The following is a 12,182-nucleotide window of genomic DNA, read 5'->3' as shown; positions in this document are numbered from 1 at the left end:
ACGTTTCCCCTCGCCCTCAAGGACCCGCCCGATGATCGTGTTCGCGCATCTCAGTGACACCCACCTCGACGGCAGCCGGCGGGCCGCCAAGCGCACCCGCGCGACGATGGAGCACCTGAACACGCTCCCCTTCGACCTGGACGCGGTCCTGGTCACCGGCGACATCGTGGACCACGGCCTGCCCGCCGAATACGACGAGGCCCGCGCGGTGTTGGCGTCCCGGCACCCGCTGCTGATCCTGCCCGGCAACCACGACGTACGCGGCCCCTTCCGGAAGGGGCTGCTCGACGAGCCCGCCGACGACGCCCCGATCAACCGGGTGCATCGCACGGAGCGCGCGGTGTACGCGCTGTGCGACTCGTCGATCCCGGGCCGCGACGACGGTCTGATCCCCGACGAGACGCTGACCTGGTTGACCGGGGTGCTGGACGAAACCCCGTCCTCCGTACCGGTGTTCGTGGCGTTCCACCACCCGCCGGTGGAGTTGGGCATTCCGACCATCGACGCGATCCGCCAGTTCGGCGCGGACCGCCTCGCCGCCGTGGTCGCCGACCGGCCCAACGTGGCCGGACTGCTGTGCGGGCATGCGCACACGCCCGCGGCCACCACGTTCGCCGGCAAGCCGTTGATCGTCGCGCCGGGCGTGGTCTCCACCGTCAACCTGCCGTGGGAGCGCGCCGACGAGGACGCGCCGTTCGTCGACGTGGACATCCCGCCCGCGCTCGCATTCCACATCCTGGACGACGCCGGCCGGCTCACCACACATTTCCGCACCGTGGTCTGATCGCCCGATAGCGTGCCACGGTACGCCAATCGGAGCGAAGGGGGCCGCTCATGTTCGAACGACGCCGGCAGGACCCGGGGGGCGCGGGCGGGGTCGGTTTCACGGCGGGCCCGGCGCGGGTGCTCGCGGCGGCGGGCAGCGTGGTCGGCACCCGGTATCGGGCCAACTTCGACGTGTTCGGCCTGGACCCGGACCTGCGCCTGGCCGCCGTGGTCGACGGCATGGGCGACGGGCCCGGGAGCACGGCGGCCGGACGGATCACCATGACCGGGTTCACCGAGACGGTCCGCCGCGCCGTGCACGGGGGCGGCGCGGCGGACCCGGCGGCGTTGCGGGCGGGCGTGGCCGCCGTCCAGGACCGGGTGCTGGCCGCGGCCCGCGACCTGGACGGGGTCACCGGCTGCACGCTCACCGCGCTGGTCGCCGACGCGGGCGCGGCGAGCGACCCGGAGGGCGCCGCATGGCTGGTCCAGATCGGCGATTCGCGCGTGTATCGCCTGCGGGCCGGATACCTCGAGTTGCTGACGGTGGATCACACCGAGGCGTGGTTGGGCGCCGTCTACGGCTGGTACCCGGCCGACTCGCCGCAGGCCGCCGCCGCGCGTTATCGACTCGGCCGCTATCTCGGGCACCCGGGTCGGCCCGAACCGGACGTGCTCAACGTGACGTTGCGTCCGGGCGACGTGTACCTGCTGTGCACCGACGGTGTCGCCGAACAGGTGGACTACCGCACGCTCGGCCGACTGCTCGCCGCGCCGGGGGAGCCCGCGGGAATCGTCGAGCGCCTGCTCACCGCGACCCTGGACGCGGGCGGCCACGACAACGCGACCGCGATCGTGCTCCGCGTGGAGGAGTCGGCGGCGGGGTCGACACACTGACCGCGTGAGGGTTGCCGTCGGCACCGAACACGGCCCGGATTCGTGCGAGGATTCCCGGACATGCGGCAGTCGCCCCCGAGCGAAGGACGAACTCCCATGCAGGACGAGAAGATCGGCGAATACCTGGCCCGGCTCGCCGACCGGGTGCCGGCGCCCGGCGGCGGCGCGGCGGCCGCGCTGCACATCGCGCAGGCCACCGCGCTGCTCGGGATGGTGGCCCGCTACACCACGGGCGAGCAGTACACCGAGCACGCCACGTCGATCGCCGAGGTGATCTCGCTGACCGACGAACTGCGGGCCATGGCACTGCGCTTGGCCGAGGCGGACGCGGCCGCGTTCACCGCGGTGACGGAGGCGTACAAGCTGCCCCGGGAGACCGCCAAGGAGGTCTCCGACCGGTCGGCGACCGTGGCCGTCGCGCTGGTCGGCGCGGCCAAGCCGCCGGCCGAGGTGATCGTCCTGGCCTCGGCGTGTGTCGAACTGGCCGAGAAACTGCTGCCGATCGCGAATCAGACGGTGATCACCGACGTGGCCGCGGCGGTCGAGGCGGCGCGGGCGGCGGCGACCACGTCCAGGGTGAACATCGAGGTCAACCTCAACAGCATCAGGGACGAACAGGTCCGCGCCGAACTCGCCGCGCAGACCGCCCGCGTGGACGACATCACGACCCGCGCCGACGAGGTCACCAAGGCGGTGCGGGCGGTGGTATCCGGCTGAGGCGGCGATCGGGGCGGGGCCGGTTCCGGCGCCGCCCCGATCGCCTCACCACCTCGCGACGCGGCGTCCCTCGTGCTCGTGCCAGCGGCCCGGGAGGTCGATGATCTGGGCGCCGGCGCCGATGAACCGATCCGCGATGGCGCGTGCCCGCTCGGGGTCGAGCGAGAAGACCCACAGGCCGGGGATCAGGACGATCCGGACCGCGCCGGCCAGCACATGGACCAGCAGTTGTTCGAGGGCGGGTCGTTCCTCACGCGAGGAGACACCGTTGTCCAAACACACCACCGGCCGACTCAGCCCGATGCCCTGCGCGTACGCCGTCAGCGCGTTGCGGTGGGCGGCCATCTCCCACGGGTCACGCGGGTAGCACCGCAGGTAAGCGACCGGCGCGCCGACGTGCGGAGGGGAGACGGTCGTCATGGCGACTGATTCCTTTCCGGCGATCGGCACGGACCCGCGGTCCCGCCTGAGCGCAAGTGAACACCTTCCCCACCCCAGAGGTCTATACCAATATTGTCATTCCTGGGTAACTCCCGGGCATCGGCCCACCGTGGCGGCCGTCGCGGCGTCCCCGTCGTCTTGCCTCGACAAGTCGTACCGTGAAGGCATGAGCACCAACGACCCGGGCGGCCCGGGTCCCGGGGGTGCCACCCCGAACGGGCCGGTCCCGTCCCAGCGCCGCCGCCGCAAGCGCTACTTCGTGATGATGGGCGTGTGCCTGGTGCTGTTCCTGCTCGCCGGCACGGTGGTCTACCGCTGGTCGTTCCCGGCCGCCGCCGGCATGACGATCGTCGCGATGGCGATCCCCCCGTTCGCCGCGATCGTGGCCAATCGCCGCGAGCGGGGCGACCGCTGGTGGGACGAGTGACGCGCCCCGTCGGTCACGGATCGGTTCCGACGCGGTGACAACCCGGAAGGCGACGAACCATCGCCCCCTCCCGGTCCGTCCCTCCCGACGACCCGCGAACGCGCGGGGTGTGGGGGGAAGGACGGACATGGCCGGCAACGCGGGCATACAGGCGGCACGACGGGGCGCGACACCGCGGGACGACCTGCTCGACCGAACGATCCCCGCAGAGCACACGATCCCGGGCGAGCGCGTCGACCCGGGCGGGGTGCGCCGAGTCGGCCGGGCCGCCCGACAGGGGCTGCTCCTGCTGCTCCTCGTCGTGGTCGCGGCGGGCCTCGCCGCCCTCTACCCGGACCAGGCGCACCAGGCGTTCGACCGATCCCGCCCGCTCCTGGACCTGATGCTCGGCCCGCTCGGCGACGTGCGCTGAACCGGGCGCGCCGGATGGGCGTGGTTCGGCGGGAGAGCGGCAACCGCGCAGTAGGGTCGGTGGCCGAGCGGCCGGGCCGGGCCCGATCGCGCGAGTCGGGAAAGGACGCAGTCATGGCACCAGTCATCGCGGTCACCGGAGCGAGCGGGCAGATCGGCGGCCGGGTCGCCCGGCGGCTCGCCGAGGCCGGCGCGACGCAACGATTGGTGGGACGTGATCCGTCCCGACTGCCCGAACTGGGCGGCGCGACCCCGGCGCCGCCGGCGACCTACGCCGACGGCGAGGCGATGCGCAGGGCGCTGGACGGCGCGAGCGTACTGTTCCTGGTCTCCGCCCGGGAGAGCGCCGATCGGGTCCGCGAGCACATCTCGGTCGTGGACGCCGCGGTCGCCGCCGGGGTGCACCGCATCGTCTACGTGTCCTTCCTGAGCGCCGCCCCCGACGCCACCTTCACCTTCGCCCGCGACCACTGGCACACCGAGCAGCACATCCGCGACTCGGGACTGCGGCACACCTTCCTGCGCGACAGCCTGTACCTGGCCGGGCTGCCCGCCATGGTCGGACCCGACGGCATCATCCGCGGCCCGGCCGGCGACGGTCGGGTCTCGGCGGTGGCGCACGCGGACATCGCGGACGCCGCGGCGGCGGTCCTGCTCGGCGGCGACGCGCACGACGACCTCACCTACGACCTCACCGGCCCCGAGGCGATCACCCTGACCGAGGCCGCGGCGGTGCTCACCCGCTTCGCCGGCCGGCCGATCGGCTACGTGCCCGAGACCCGCGACGAGGCGTACGCCTCACGCGCCCGCTACAACGCGCCGGCCTGGGAGATGGCCGGCTGGGTGAGCTCCTACGAGGCGATCGCGACCGGCGAGATGAGCAAGGTCTCCAACGCGGTACCGATGCTCACCGGTCGCCCGGCGCAGAACCTGGCCGGCTGGCTGACCACCCACCCGCAGTCCTGGAGCCACCTCAAGCCCTGAACCCCCCGCGACCGGCACGTCGGGTCGCTCCCCCGACCGGCCGCGCCCGGGTGCGAGGCGCCGGCAGGACGGGTCTGCTGGGGCTATGCACCCCACACACCCGATCATCGAGCTGACCGAGCTACTGATGCGCGAGACCGATCTGCCCCAGGATCGCGCGAACGCTCTCGTACGCCGCATCTGGGACGCGGGCGTGGCCGAGGGCACTCGGCGGATGATGGACGACCTCGCCGCCGCCAACCGCGAGAGCGAGGAACTGCGCCGCGCCCTGGACGACGAGTGAGCCCGCCGCGTCCGAAGGCGTGGTGTCCCCGCTCGGGGCCGGACCGGGACACCACGCCCGCCCGTGACGCGGATGACGCGCCTACAGCGGCAGCGTGCCCGCGAGCTGGTTGACGTGGTTCAGGTTGTTGAGGCCGTCGGGATAGACCGAACGGGGCACCCCGGCGACCTGGCCGGTGTTCGGGGTGGGCTCCTGCGCGGAGGCGGCGGACGCGCCGAAGGTCACGGCGAGGGCGGTGCCGGCCAGAGCGGCGGCGGTGATGCGCTTGATCATGTCCCGCCCAACGAGGGCCCGCCCACTTGGTCACCGGGCCGCGCGTCGGCGGCTCCCGGTTCACCTGATCGGCGTCGGTAGCCCGGCCCGGAGGGGGAACCGGAGCACGGACACCGAGGAGGAGGGCCGATGCCGGCGGCGCACACCACCCACCCGCAACTGGCCGGATGGTGGCAGGACACCATGATCCGCGAGGGCCGGCTGCCGATGACCCTGGCGTTCGCGTCGCTGCTGCTCACCTTCCTGATCACGCGCACCATCACCCGGCTGATCCGGGCCGGGCGCGGCCCGTTCCGCAACCTCGACAGCGGCGGGGTGCACATCCACCACGTGGTCCCGGGCATCGTGCTCGCCCTGATCGGCGGCTTCGTCGGCGTCGGGTCCGGCGAATACCTGGTCGGCCGCGCGGTCGCGGGGGTGCTGCTCGGGATCGGCGCGGGGCTGGTCCTGGACGAGTTCGGGATGATCGTGCACCTGGCCGACGTGTACTGGTCCGAGCAGGGCCGGATCTCGATCGAGGCCACCGTGCTGACGATCGCCGCGGTCGGCCTGGCGGCGAGCGGATTCGTGCCCTTCGACGCGAAGCCCGAGGGAGACAGCGTCGACGATCGGGTGGTGTGGGTGATCGTGCTGCTCCTGGACATCGCCATGGCCGCGATCACCTTCGCCAAGGGCAAGGTCGGTACCGGCGTGATCGGCGTGTTCATCCCGATCGTCAACATCGTCGCGGCGATCCGACTGGCCCGCCCCGGCTCGCCGTGGGCCCGCCGACGCTACCGTGACCGCCCGCGAAAGTTGCGCCGCGCCCAGGCCCGGGCCGCGCGCCACGACGCCCGCTGGGGCCCGATCCGCCACCGCTTCGAGGACACCATCGCGGGCAGCCTGATCCCGACCCCGCCCGCCCCGACGCCGCCCCGGGAAGCCCGCCGGCGGGTCACGGTGACCGGCACCCGGCACACCTGGACCCGCCCGGCCGCCGACCCGAACTGACGCCCGGCGCGCACCGGTTACGGCCGACGGGGTCAGCGGCCCGGGGTCGATCCCCCCGGGGCCGCCGGGCGTCTTCGGGCGGCCAGGACCGCGATGTCGTCCTCCGGCTTGTCGGTGATCATCCGGGCGATCACCGTGTCCACCAGGCGCACCAGCGGAGTCTCCGCGGTCAGTCCCACCCGGGTCAGTCGTTGCAGCGACTCGCCGATGTCCTCGCCCCGGCGCTCGACCAGGCCGTCGGTATACATCACCAGGACCCGGTCCGGATCGCTGCGGCGCCGTACCGAGCCGTAGCCGCCGAAACCGGTGCCCAGCGGCGGTCCGACCGGCACGTCGACCAGTTCGGCCGCGTCGCCCGGGCCGACCAGGAGCGGCGGCAGGTGGCCGGCGCTGGCGAAGGTGACCGTGTCCGTCGCCGGGTCGACCAGGACCAGCAGGCAGCTGGCCACCCGTTCGATGCCCGCCTTGGTGCTGGTGCGGTCCACCGCGGCCAGGATCTCGTGCGGCTCCAGGTCGGAGCGGGCCTGTACCCGCAGCAGCGCCCGGAACTGGCTCATCTCCACGGCGGCCTGCACGCCGTGTCCCATCACGTCGCCGACCGCGAGCAATGTGCGGCCCCCGCTCAGCGCGACCGCGTCGTACCAGTCGCCGCCCACCTCGACGCTGCTGCCCGCGGGCCGGTAGCGCGAGGCCAACTCGATGTCCGGGTGCGGCGCGTCGGGCGCGGCGAGCAGCGCGTGCTGCAGGGCCAGTGCGATGTCGTGCTCGTGCGCGTAGCGGCGGGCGTTGTCCACGCTGATCGCCCCGCGCCGGGCCAGGTCGCGGGCCAGGATCACGTCCTCGGGAGAGAACTCGTCGGCCGCGCCGTGCCGGGACATGGTGACCATGCCGATCGCACTACCCCGGGCGACCAGCGGCAGCGCCACCACCGAGTGCAGGCCCACCGAGCGGAACACCGCGAGTCGGTCGGGGCTGGACACCTGCCGGGCCATCTCCTCGTCGGCCGCCCGGTTGACCACCACGGGGCTGCGTTCGCTGAGCGCGCGCGGCACCATCGAGCCCTGCTGGTAGTCCACGTTCTCGCCGGGTTGGCGCAGGATCGCCGCCTGTTCGGCCATACCGGGCCGGTGCGAGAGCGCGGCGCGCCACATCCGGACCAGGTCGAGCGGTTGGTGCGGGGTGCCGTTGGCGCCCTCGACGGCGAACACGTCCACCGTGGCCACATCGCTCAGCTCGGCGACGAACAGCTCGGCCAACTCCTCGCAGGTCTCGACCAGATCGAGGGTGGTGCCGACCCGGGTGGCGGCGGCGTCCAGGACCGCGAGCCGGCGCCGGGCCGCGTCCAGCTCCAGCTGGGTGCGCCGGGACTCGGACACCTCCAGGAGCACGGCCGCCAGACCGACCACCTCGCCCTCGTGCTCCAGGCGGTGGTAGGCGCCGTGCCACCAGCGGCGGCCGGGCGGGCCCGCGTGCGTGGTCCCGGAGGAGGTGGCCTCGCGGGGCACGCCGTCGCGCAGCACCGCCCGGAGCACGTCCTCCTTCGCGTCCAGGTCGGGCAGCACCTCGCCGATGGTGCGGCCCAGGTGCACCTCGGCCGGCAGGCCGTTCATCCGCGCCAGCGCCGGATTGACATAGAGGTAGCGCATGGTCGGGCTCATCACCCCCACCGCCGCCGGCGTGCCGTCGAGCAGGCCCTGCAACACCGCGTAGGCGCCGACATCGCGCACATCCCCCGCGCGTGTGCCCACCAGTCGTGCCACCGCGCCGGTCACGGCGTCGACCTCCGGCACCATCATCGGCGGGTCCGCGTACTCGTCCAGCGCCACGCCTGTCCTCTCCGGCCCCGAGGCCGATCGGGCGCCCGGCCCCCGAAGCCGTCCCATCGGCTTCCAGTCTGGGCCACGGCGACCCGAACGCGCGAGCGGCAGGCCGCACTGCGTTACCTCATCGTGGCCAGGATCTCCTCGACCGTCGCCATCGTGGTACCCGGGTGCAGGAACGCGAAGCGGGCCACGGTCTCCCCCTCCCAACCGGTCGGGGTGACGAAACCGACCTGGCCGGCCAGCAGGCGGCGGGACCAGTCGAGGTAGTCGTCCGGGCCCCAACCGGTGCGCCGGAACAGCACCGCGGACAGCTCCGGGTCGCGGATCAGCTCCAGCCCGGGGGTGGCCCGGATCAGCTCGGCGGTGTCCCGGGCCAGGGTCAGTGCGGTCTCGATGGCCTCGGTGTACGCGTCGGTGCCATGCACGGCGAGGGAGAACCACAGCGGCAGGCCGCGGGCGCGCCGGGTGAGGTGGTACGCGTAGTCGGTCGGGTTCCACTCCTCGGGCGCGTCGGTGTGCAGGACGTCGAGGTAGGACGCGTCCTGGGTGTGCACGCCGCGGGCCGGGCCCGGGTTGCGGTAGATCAGCGCCGCGCAGTCGAACGGCGCGAACAGCCACTTGTGCGGGTCGACGACGAACGAGTCGGCGAGTTCGATCCCGTCGTAGCGGGCCCGCACGCTCGGCGCGAGCAATCCGGCGCCGCCGTACGCGCCGTCCACGTGGAACCACAGGTCGCGCTCGCGGGCCACCGCACCGATCCCGGCCAGGTCGTCGATGATGCCCGCGTTGGTGGTGCCGGCGGTGGCCACCACGCCGACCACGTCGTGCGCCTCGGGGTCGGCGTCCAGCCCGGCGCGCAACGCCTCGCCGGTGAGGCGGTGGTCGGTGGTCCGCACCACGAGCGCGTCCATGCCGATGATCCGCAGCGTGTTGCCGATCGAGGAGTGCGCCTGGTCACTGACCGCGATCCGCAGCCGGTCCCGCGCGCCGGTCCCGGTCCGCCGCCGGCCCATGTCCCGGGCCACCACGAGCGCGGACAGGTTGCCCGCCGAGCCGCCGCTGACGAAGCAGCCGCCGGCGCTCGCGGGCAGCCCGGCCAGGTCGGCGATCAGCCGCAACACCTGGTTCTCCGCGGCCACCGCGCCGGCCGCCTCCAGCCACGAGATGCCCTGGAGGGACGCGCACGAGACGACCATGTCGAACAGCAGCGCGGCCTTGGTCGGCGCGGCCGGGATGAAGGAGAGGAAGCGCGGGCTGTCGCAGGAGATGACCGCCGGGGCGAGCTGGTCGGCGTAGATCGCCAACACCTCGCCCGGGTCGTTGCCCCGCGCGCCGATCAGGCCGTCGAGCGCGCGGTCGAGCTTGTCCTTGCGGCCGGGGTGGTCGAGCGGGACCGGGTCCAGGGCGAGCCGTTCGCGCATGTAGTCGAAGACGAGGTCGGCGAGCGCGGGGTCGTACCGGTGCATGGACATGGGCGTGGGGGTGCTCGGCGTCGGCATGGCGGTGCTCGGCATTCTCTCGGCGCGGTCGCGCGGCGTCCCCGCCCGGGGGCGGCGGGGTCGCGACGACGGAATTCGGGGCGCCGGGGGTCCGCACCGGCAGCTCAAACCCTACGTACGGGTGTGCGATCCGGCCAAGAGCGTGATCATGCGCGTTCGTGGCGATCTATTGCGTCTCCACTCCCTGCCACGTCGTTCCATTGCGCCTGACCAGCCGGGAAAGCACGACACAGCTCTTCGAGCGCACCACGAAGGGCTCTGCGGCGATCCGCTCCAGGACCTGCTCGAAGTGTTGTACATCGGCCGCGAGCAGGTGGATCACCGCATCCGCGTCGCCGGTGACGGTGCTGGCCGAGACCACCTCGGGGAACTTGGCCAGCGCGCGCCCGATCTCGCTGGGCGAGGTACGCCCGACGCAGTACAGCTCGACGAACGCCTCGGTGGTCCAGCCGAGCGCGGCGGGTTCGACCGACGCGGAGAAGCCGGTGATCACGCCGGTGGCGAGGAGGCGGTCCACCCGGCGCTTGACCGCGGACGCGGACAGGCCGACCCGGGTGCCGATCTCGGCGTAGGTCGAACGCGCGTCCTCGATGAGCGCGGTGATGATCCGGCTGTCCAGCGGGTCCAACGCCATCGGTGGCTCTCCTCGGTGCGGTCGGCGGGGCGGGGTCGGGGGTCCGGTGGGCCGGGCACAGTGACGGTAGCCCACCCGGTGCCCGGATCCGATTCGTTCGCGACAGCCGCTCTCCGCGGTCGAGGCGGCGGCGCCGGCGGTCGGCGGACGAGCGGGCCCGGGGGTGGCGCGGGGAGTCCGCTTCGTGGCGTGAACGGCCATCAGCACGAGGGTGTAGCCGCGCCTAGCGTGAAGTGGCCGGCACACCGTACGCGTGCCGGTTGATCATGAACTGGCCGGCAGATCGGAAAGGCACCGGCTTTTCCGGACATCCGCTACGGGGAGACGACATGAGCATCAAGGTCACCGTGATCTATCACGACACCGACACGTGCGTACGCGCGCTGGCCGACGCGGTCGCCGCGGTCGCCTGGAACACCGGTGCCGAGATCCGGCTGCGCAGACTGCCCGAGGCCGAACCGGCCGCGCCACGGGACGGGACCAAGGCCGACCCCCTCGCCACGGTGGGCGACCTGACCTGGCCCGACGTGGTGATCCTGGGCGCACCGGCACGCGACGGCCACGTCGTCGCCCTGCTGCACCGCCTCACCCGCTCGGCGGCCGCGTCGGCGACCGACGCGGCCGCCCGGGACATGCGCGACTCCTGGCAGCGGCGATCCTGCGAGCAGGTCTTCGGCGTCTTCGTCACCACCCCGGCCCCCGACACCCGCCACGGTGGCCTGATGCGCAGCTTCGCGATCATCCGCCCCCAGTCCCCGACGGACGACGACGCCCACCCGCGCCGATCGATCGCCACCCTCACCGAACTCACCGCCCGCGCGTCCGCCACGGACGACCCGACCCTGCTGTCCCTCGACCTGGCCCGCATCCAAACCCGCCGCTGCGTCGAGATGGCCGCCCTGCTCCGAGCCGACCGCGTGCTGGTGGCCTGAGGAGCGAACGGGTGGCCCCCGGCGGTCGGTTCGACACGCGGGCGACCGCCGGACGGCCCGGTCTTGGGTAGGGACCGGGCCGCCTGCCCGCCTCCCTGCGGCGGGCTCGACCGGTCGCAGACTACGGCCGCCTCACATGATGGCCGATCGCTCCGACATCGTCACCGGCAACCCTGGGAAACGCGGTTCAGGCGCCGAAGAGCGAGGGCAGGTTCTCGGGTGGTTGTGGGGAAGTGACGTGGTAGCGGCCGCAGTTCATGGACCAGTCGCGGTTGCCGCGGATCCACGCGCCCATCCCGCGCACGTATCGGGCCAGGCGGGCGTCGCCCGAATCCAGGAGGGGGCGGGCCAGTCGGTCGAAGCGGCGCATCTGGTCCTCGTACATGTACACCGCCCTGCGCAGCGCCTCGTCGAGGGGGCAGTGGAAGTGCTCGGCGAGCACGGTGATCAGGTTGGTGTGGCCGGGCCAGTACAACTCGCGCATCCCGGAGAGGATGTCGTGGGTGTACGCGATGGCCCGGGCGGCGGCCTGTTCACAGCGGCGCACCTCGCGGGCCGCCCAGATCGGGCCCGGCAGGTAGCAGTCGTCGGCCAGTTCGATGACGACGAAGCACATGCCGCGCATCAGGATCGTGGACTCGCGCAGCCGCACGTACTGCCCCAGGCTCGGGGTGATGCCGCGGGCCCGATAGATCGCCTCCGCCGCGACCGCCCCCAGGTAGCGGTTGAAGCCGTCGGCGAAGCGCTCCACCTGTTCCGCGTCCACGGCCATGCGGGCGACCCTGGTGCGCAGGTCGATCAGGGCTTCCAGATACGGCTCGGGCGCCACTCTCGTCCGGCCGTGCAGGATGCGCTGGGACCACAGGATGTGCTCGGCCAAGTCCTCGATCCGGCCCTGCGCGGGAGCCAGTTCGGAGAAGCGGTCGTCCTGGAGGAACAGCCACACCATCAACTGCGCGGCCAGTACCGCGCCTTCCGGGTCGCCGTGCGGATAGGTCAGCGCCCCCAGCTCGCCGAACTGCGCGGCACGTGCGGCGACTTCCTCGGTGCGTGTGGTGATGTAGCCGAACCGGCGCATCCACGCGACCGTACGCTCGGTCACCTCG

General features: G+C 73.0%; 15 protein-coding genes. 9 read left to right on the top strand and 6 right to left on the bottom strand.

Going from position 1 to position 12,182, the window contains the following annotated elements; translation table 11 throughout:
• The first annotated feature begins 31 nt into the window (after window positions 1–31).
• The 3 genes from ACMXN5_RS40150 to ACMXN5_RS40140 all read left to right on the top strand — a co-directional run bounded on the left by ACMXN5_RS40150 (window position 32) and on the right by ACMXN5_RS40140 (window position 2,379).
• On the top strand, window positions 32–784 hold the full coding sequence (locus ACMXN5_RS40150; protein ID WP_439679824.1) for a metallophosphoesterase: 753 nt from the start codon (window positions 32–34) through the stop codon (window positions 782–784).
• 50 nt (window positions 785–834) lie between these two features.
• A complete protein-coding gene (locus ACMXN5_RS40145) occupies window positions 835–1,662 on the top strand; it encodes a PP2C family protein-serine/threonine phosphatase (protein ID WP_439679823.1) in 828 nt (275 codons plus the stop codon).
• Window positions 1,663–1,758: 96 nt separating this feature from the next.
• Window positions 1,759–2,379 carry a cyclodeaminase/cyclohydrolase family protein gene (locus tag ACMXN5_RS40140; RefSeq protein WP_439679822.1) on the top strand — a complete coding sequence of 207 codons (621 nt, stop codon included), beginning with the start codon at window positions 1,759–1,761 and terminating at the stop codon, window positions 2,377–2,379.
• Window positions 2,380–2,424: 45 nt separating this feature from the next.
• Here ACMXN5_RS40140 and ACMXN5_RS40135 read toward each other — a convergent pair whose 3' ends face one another.
• Window positions 2,425–2,799 (bottom strand): hypothetical protein, encoded by a 375-nt coding sequence (locus ACMXN5_RS40135; RefSeq protein WP_439679821.1) that lies wholly within the window; start codon window positions 2,797–2,799, stop codon window positions 2,425–2,427.
• Between the two features lie 187 nt (window positions 2,800–2,986).
• Between ACMXN5_RS40135 and ACMXN5_RS40130 the strand changes: the two genes are divergently transcribed.
• The 4 genes from ACMXN5_RS40130 to ACMXN5_RS40115 all read left to right on the top strand — a co-directional run bounded on the left by ACMXN5_RS40130 (window position 2,987) and on the right by ACMXN5_RS40115 (window position 4,925).
• Window positions 2,987–3,247, top strand: coding sequence for a DUF3099 domain-containing protein (locus tag ACMXN5_RS40130; RefSeq protein ID WP_395793099.1), 261 nt, complete (start codon window positions 2,987–2,989; stop codon window positions 3,245–3,247).
• Window positions 3,248–3,374: 127 nt separating this feature from the next.
• On the top strand, window positions 3,375–3,659 hold the full coding sequence (locus tag ACMXN5_RS40125) for a hypothetical protein (protein ID WP_439679820.1): 285 nt from the start codon (window positions 3,375–3,377) through the stop codon (window positions 3,657–3,659).
• Between the two features lie 113 nt (window positions 3,660–3,772).
• On the top strand, window positions 3,773–4,642 hold the full coding sequence (locus tag ACMXN5_RS40120) for an NAD(P)H-binding protein (RefSeq protein ID WP_439679819.1): 870 nt from the start codon (window positions 3,773–3,775) through the stop codon (window positions 4,640–4,642).
• Window positions 4,643–4,727: 85 nt separating this feature from the next.
• Window positions 4,728–4,925 (top strand): hypothetical protein, encoded by a 198-nt coding sequence (locus ACMXN5_RS40115; RefSeq protein WP_439679818.1) that lies wholly within the window; start codon window positions 4,728–4,730, stop codon window positions 4,923–4,925.
• A gap of 81 nt (window positions 4,926–5,006) precedes the next feature.
• Here the strand turns inward: ACMXN5_RS40115 and ACMXN5_RS40110 are convergent, their stop codons facing one another.
• Complete coding sequence (locus ACMXN5_RS40110; RefSeq protein ID WP_395793107.1) at window positions 5,007–5,198, bottom strand: hypothetical protein; 192 nt, start codon at window positions 5,196–5,198, stop codon at window positions 5,007–5,009.
• 129 nt (window positions 5,199–5,327) lie between these two features.
• Here ACMXN5_RS40110 and ACMXN5_RS40105 point away from each other — a divergent pair, with 129 nt between their 5' ends.
• Window positions 5,328–6,188 (top strand): hypothetical protein, encoded by an 861-nt coding sequence (locus ACMXN5_RS40105; protein ID WP_439679817.1) that lies wholly within the window; start codon window positions 5,328–5,330, stop codon window positions 6,186–6,188.
• Between the two features lie 32 nt (window positions 6,189–6,220).
• On the opposite strand, the gene ACMXN5_RS40100 is transcribed toward ACMXN5_RS40105, so the two are convergent.
• The 3 genes from ACMXN5_RS40100 to ACMXN5_RS40090 all read right to left on the bottom strand — a co-directional run bounded on the left by ACMXN5_RS40100 (window position 6,221) and on the right by ACMXN5_RS40090 (window position 10,144).
• Window positions 6,221–8,014: a SpoIIE family protein phosphatase gene (locus tag ACMXN5_RS40100; RefSeq protein WP_439679816.1), complete on the bottom strand. Its 1,794-nt coding sequence runs from the start codon at window positions 8,012–8,014 to the stop codon at window positions 6,221–6,223.
• 113 nt (window positions 8,015–8,127) lie between these two features.
• On the bottom strand, window positions 8,128–9,483 hold the full coding sequence (locus ACMXN5_RS40095; RefSeq protein WP_439679815.1) for a pyridoxal phosphate-dependent decarboxylase family protein: 1,356 nt from the start codon (window positions 9,481–9,483) through the stop codon (window positions 8,128–8,130).
• Between the two features lie 193 nt (window positions 9,484–9,676).
• Entirely contained in the window at window positions 9,677–10,144 is a 468-nt protein-coding gene (locus ACMXN5_RS40090) for an Lrp/AsnC family transcriptional regulator (RefSeq protein ID WP_380004088.1), read from the bottom strand.
• 329 nt (window positions 10,145–10,473) lie between these two features.
• Here ACMXN5_RS40090 and ACMXN5_RS40085 point away from each other — a divergent pair, with 329 nt between their 5' ends.
• Complete coding sequence (locus ACMXN5_RS40085; protein WP_439679814.1) at window positions 10,474–11,076, top strand: hypothetical protein; 603 nt, start codon at window positions 10,474–10,476, stop codon at window positions 11,074–11,076.
• 187 nt (window positions 11,077–11,263) lie between these two features.
• Here ACMXN5_RS40085 and ACMXN5_RS40080 read toward each other — a convergent pair whose 3' ends face one another.
• Entirely contained in the window at window positions 11,264–12,178 is a 915-nt protein-coding gene (locus ACMXN5_RS40080; protein ID WP_439679813.1) for a terpene synthase family protein, read from the bottom strand.
• Between the last annotated feature and the right edge of the window lie 4 nt (window positions 12,179–12,182).

This window comes from Embleya australiensis (assembly GCF_051903075.1).
Taxonomy (GTDB): domain Bacteria; phylum Actinomycetota; class Actinomycetes; order Streptomycetales; family Streptomycetaceae; genus Embleya.
Note: the sequence above shows the minus strand (reverse complement) of the source record. Positions and strands in the feature narration are given on the sequence as shown.

Excerpts from the sequence above, each read along its gene's own strand:
- ACMXN5_RS40090 (WP_380004088.1), bottom strand. The coding sequence starts at position 10,144 with ATGGCGTTGGACCCGCTGGACAGCCGGATCATCACCGCGCTCATCGAG.
- ACMXN5_RS40120 (WP_439679819.1), top strand. The coding sequence starts at position 3,773 with ATGGCACCAGTCATCGCGGTCACCGGAGCGAGCGGGCAGATCGGCGGC.
- ACMXN5_RS40095 (WP_439679815.1), bottom strand. The coding sequence starts at position 9,483 with ATGTCCATGCACCGGTACGACCCCGCGCTCGCCGACCTCGTCTTCGAC.
- ACMXN5_RS40115 (WP_439679818.1), top strand. The coding sequence starts at position 4,728 with ATGCACCCCACACACCCGATCATCGAGCTGACCGAGCTACTGATGCGC.
- ACMXN5_RS40125 (WP_439679820.1), top strand. The coding sequence starts at position 3,375 with ATGGCCGGCAACGCGGGCATACAGGCGGCACGACGGGGCGCGACACCG.
- ACMXN5_RS40105 (WP_439679817.1), top strand. The coding sequence starts at position 5,328 with ATGCCGGCGGCGCACACCACCCACCCGCAACTGGCCGGATGGTGGCAG.
- ACMXN5_RS40140 (WP_439679822.1), top strand. The coding sequence starts at position 1,759 with ATGCAGGACGAGAAGATCGGCGAATACCTGGCCCGGCTCGCCGACCGG.
- ACMXN5_RS40150 (WP_439679824.1), top strand. The coding sequence starts at position 32 with ATGATCGTGTTCGCGCATCTCAGTGACACCCACCTCGACGGCAGCCGG.
- ACMXN5_RS40085 (WP_439679814.1), top strand. The coding sequence starts at position 10,474 with ATGAGCATCAAGGTCACCGTGATCTATCACGACACCGACACGTGCGTA.
- ACMXN5_RS40145 (WP_439679823.1), top strand. The coding sequence starts at position 835 with ATGTTCGAACGACGCCGGCAGGACCCGGGGGGCGCGGGCGGGGTCGGT.
- ACMXN5_RS40130 (WP_395793099.1), top strand. The coding sequence starts at position 2,987 with ATGAGCACCAACGACCCGGGCGGCCCGGGTCCCGGGGGTGCCACCCCG.
- ACMXN5_RS40110 (WP_395793107.1), bottom strand. The coding sequence starts at position 5,198 with ATGATCAAGCGCATCACCGCCGCCGCTCTGGCCGGCACCGCCCTCGCC.
- ACMXN5_RS40135 (WP_439679821.1), bottom strand. The coding sequence starts at position 2,799 with ATGACGACCGTCTCCCCTCCGCACGTCGGCGCGCCGGTCGCTTACCTG.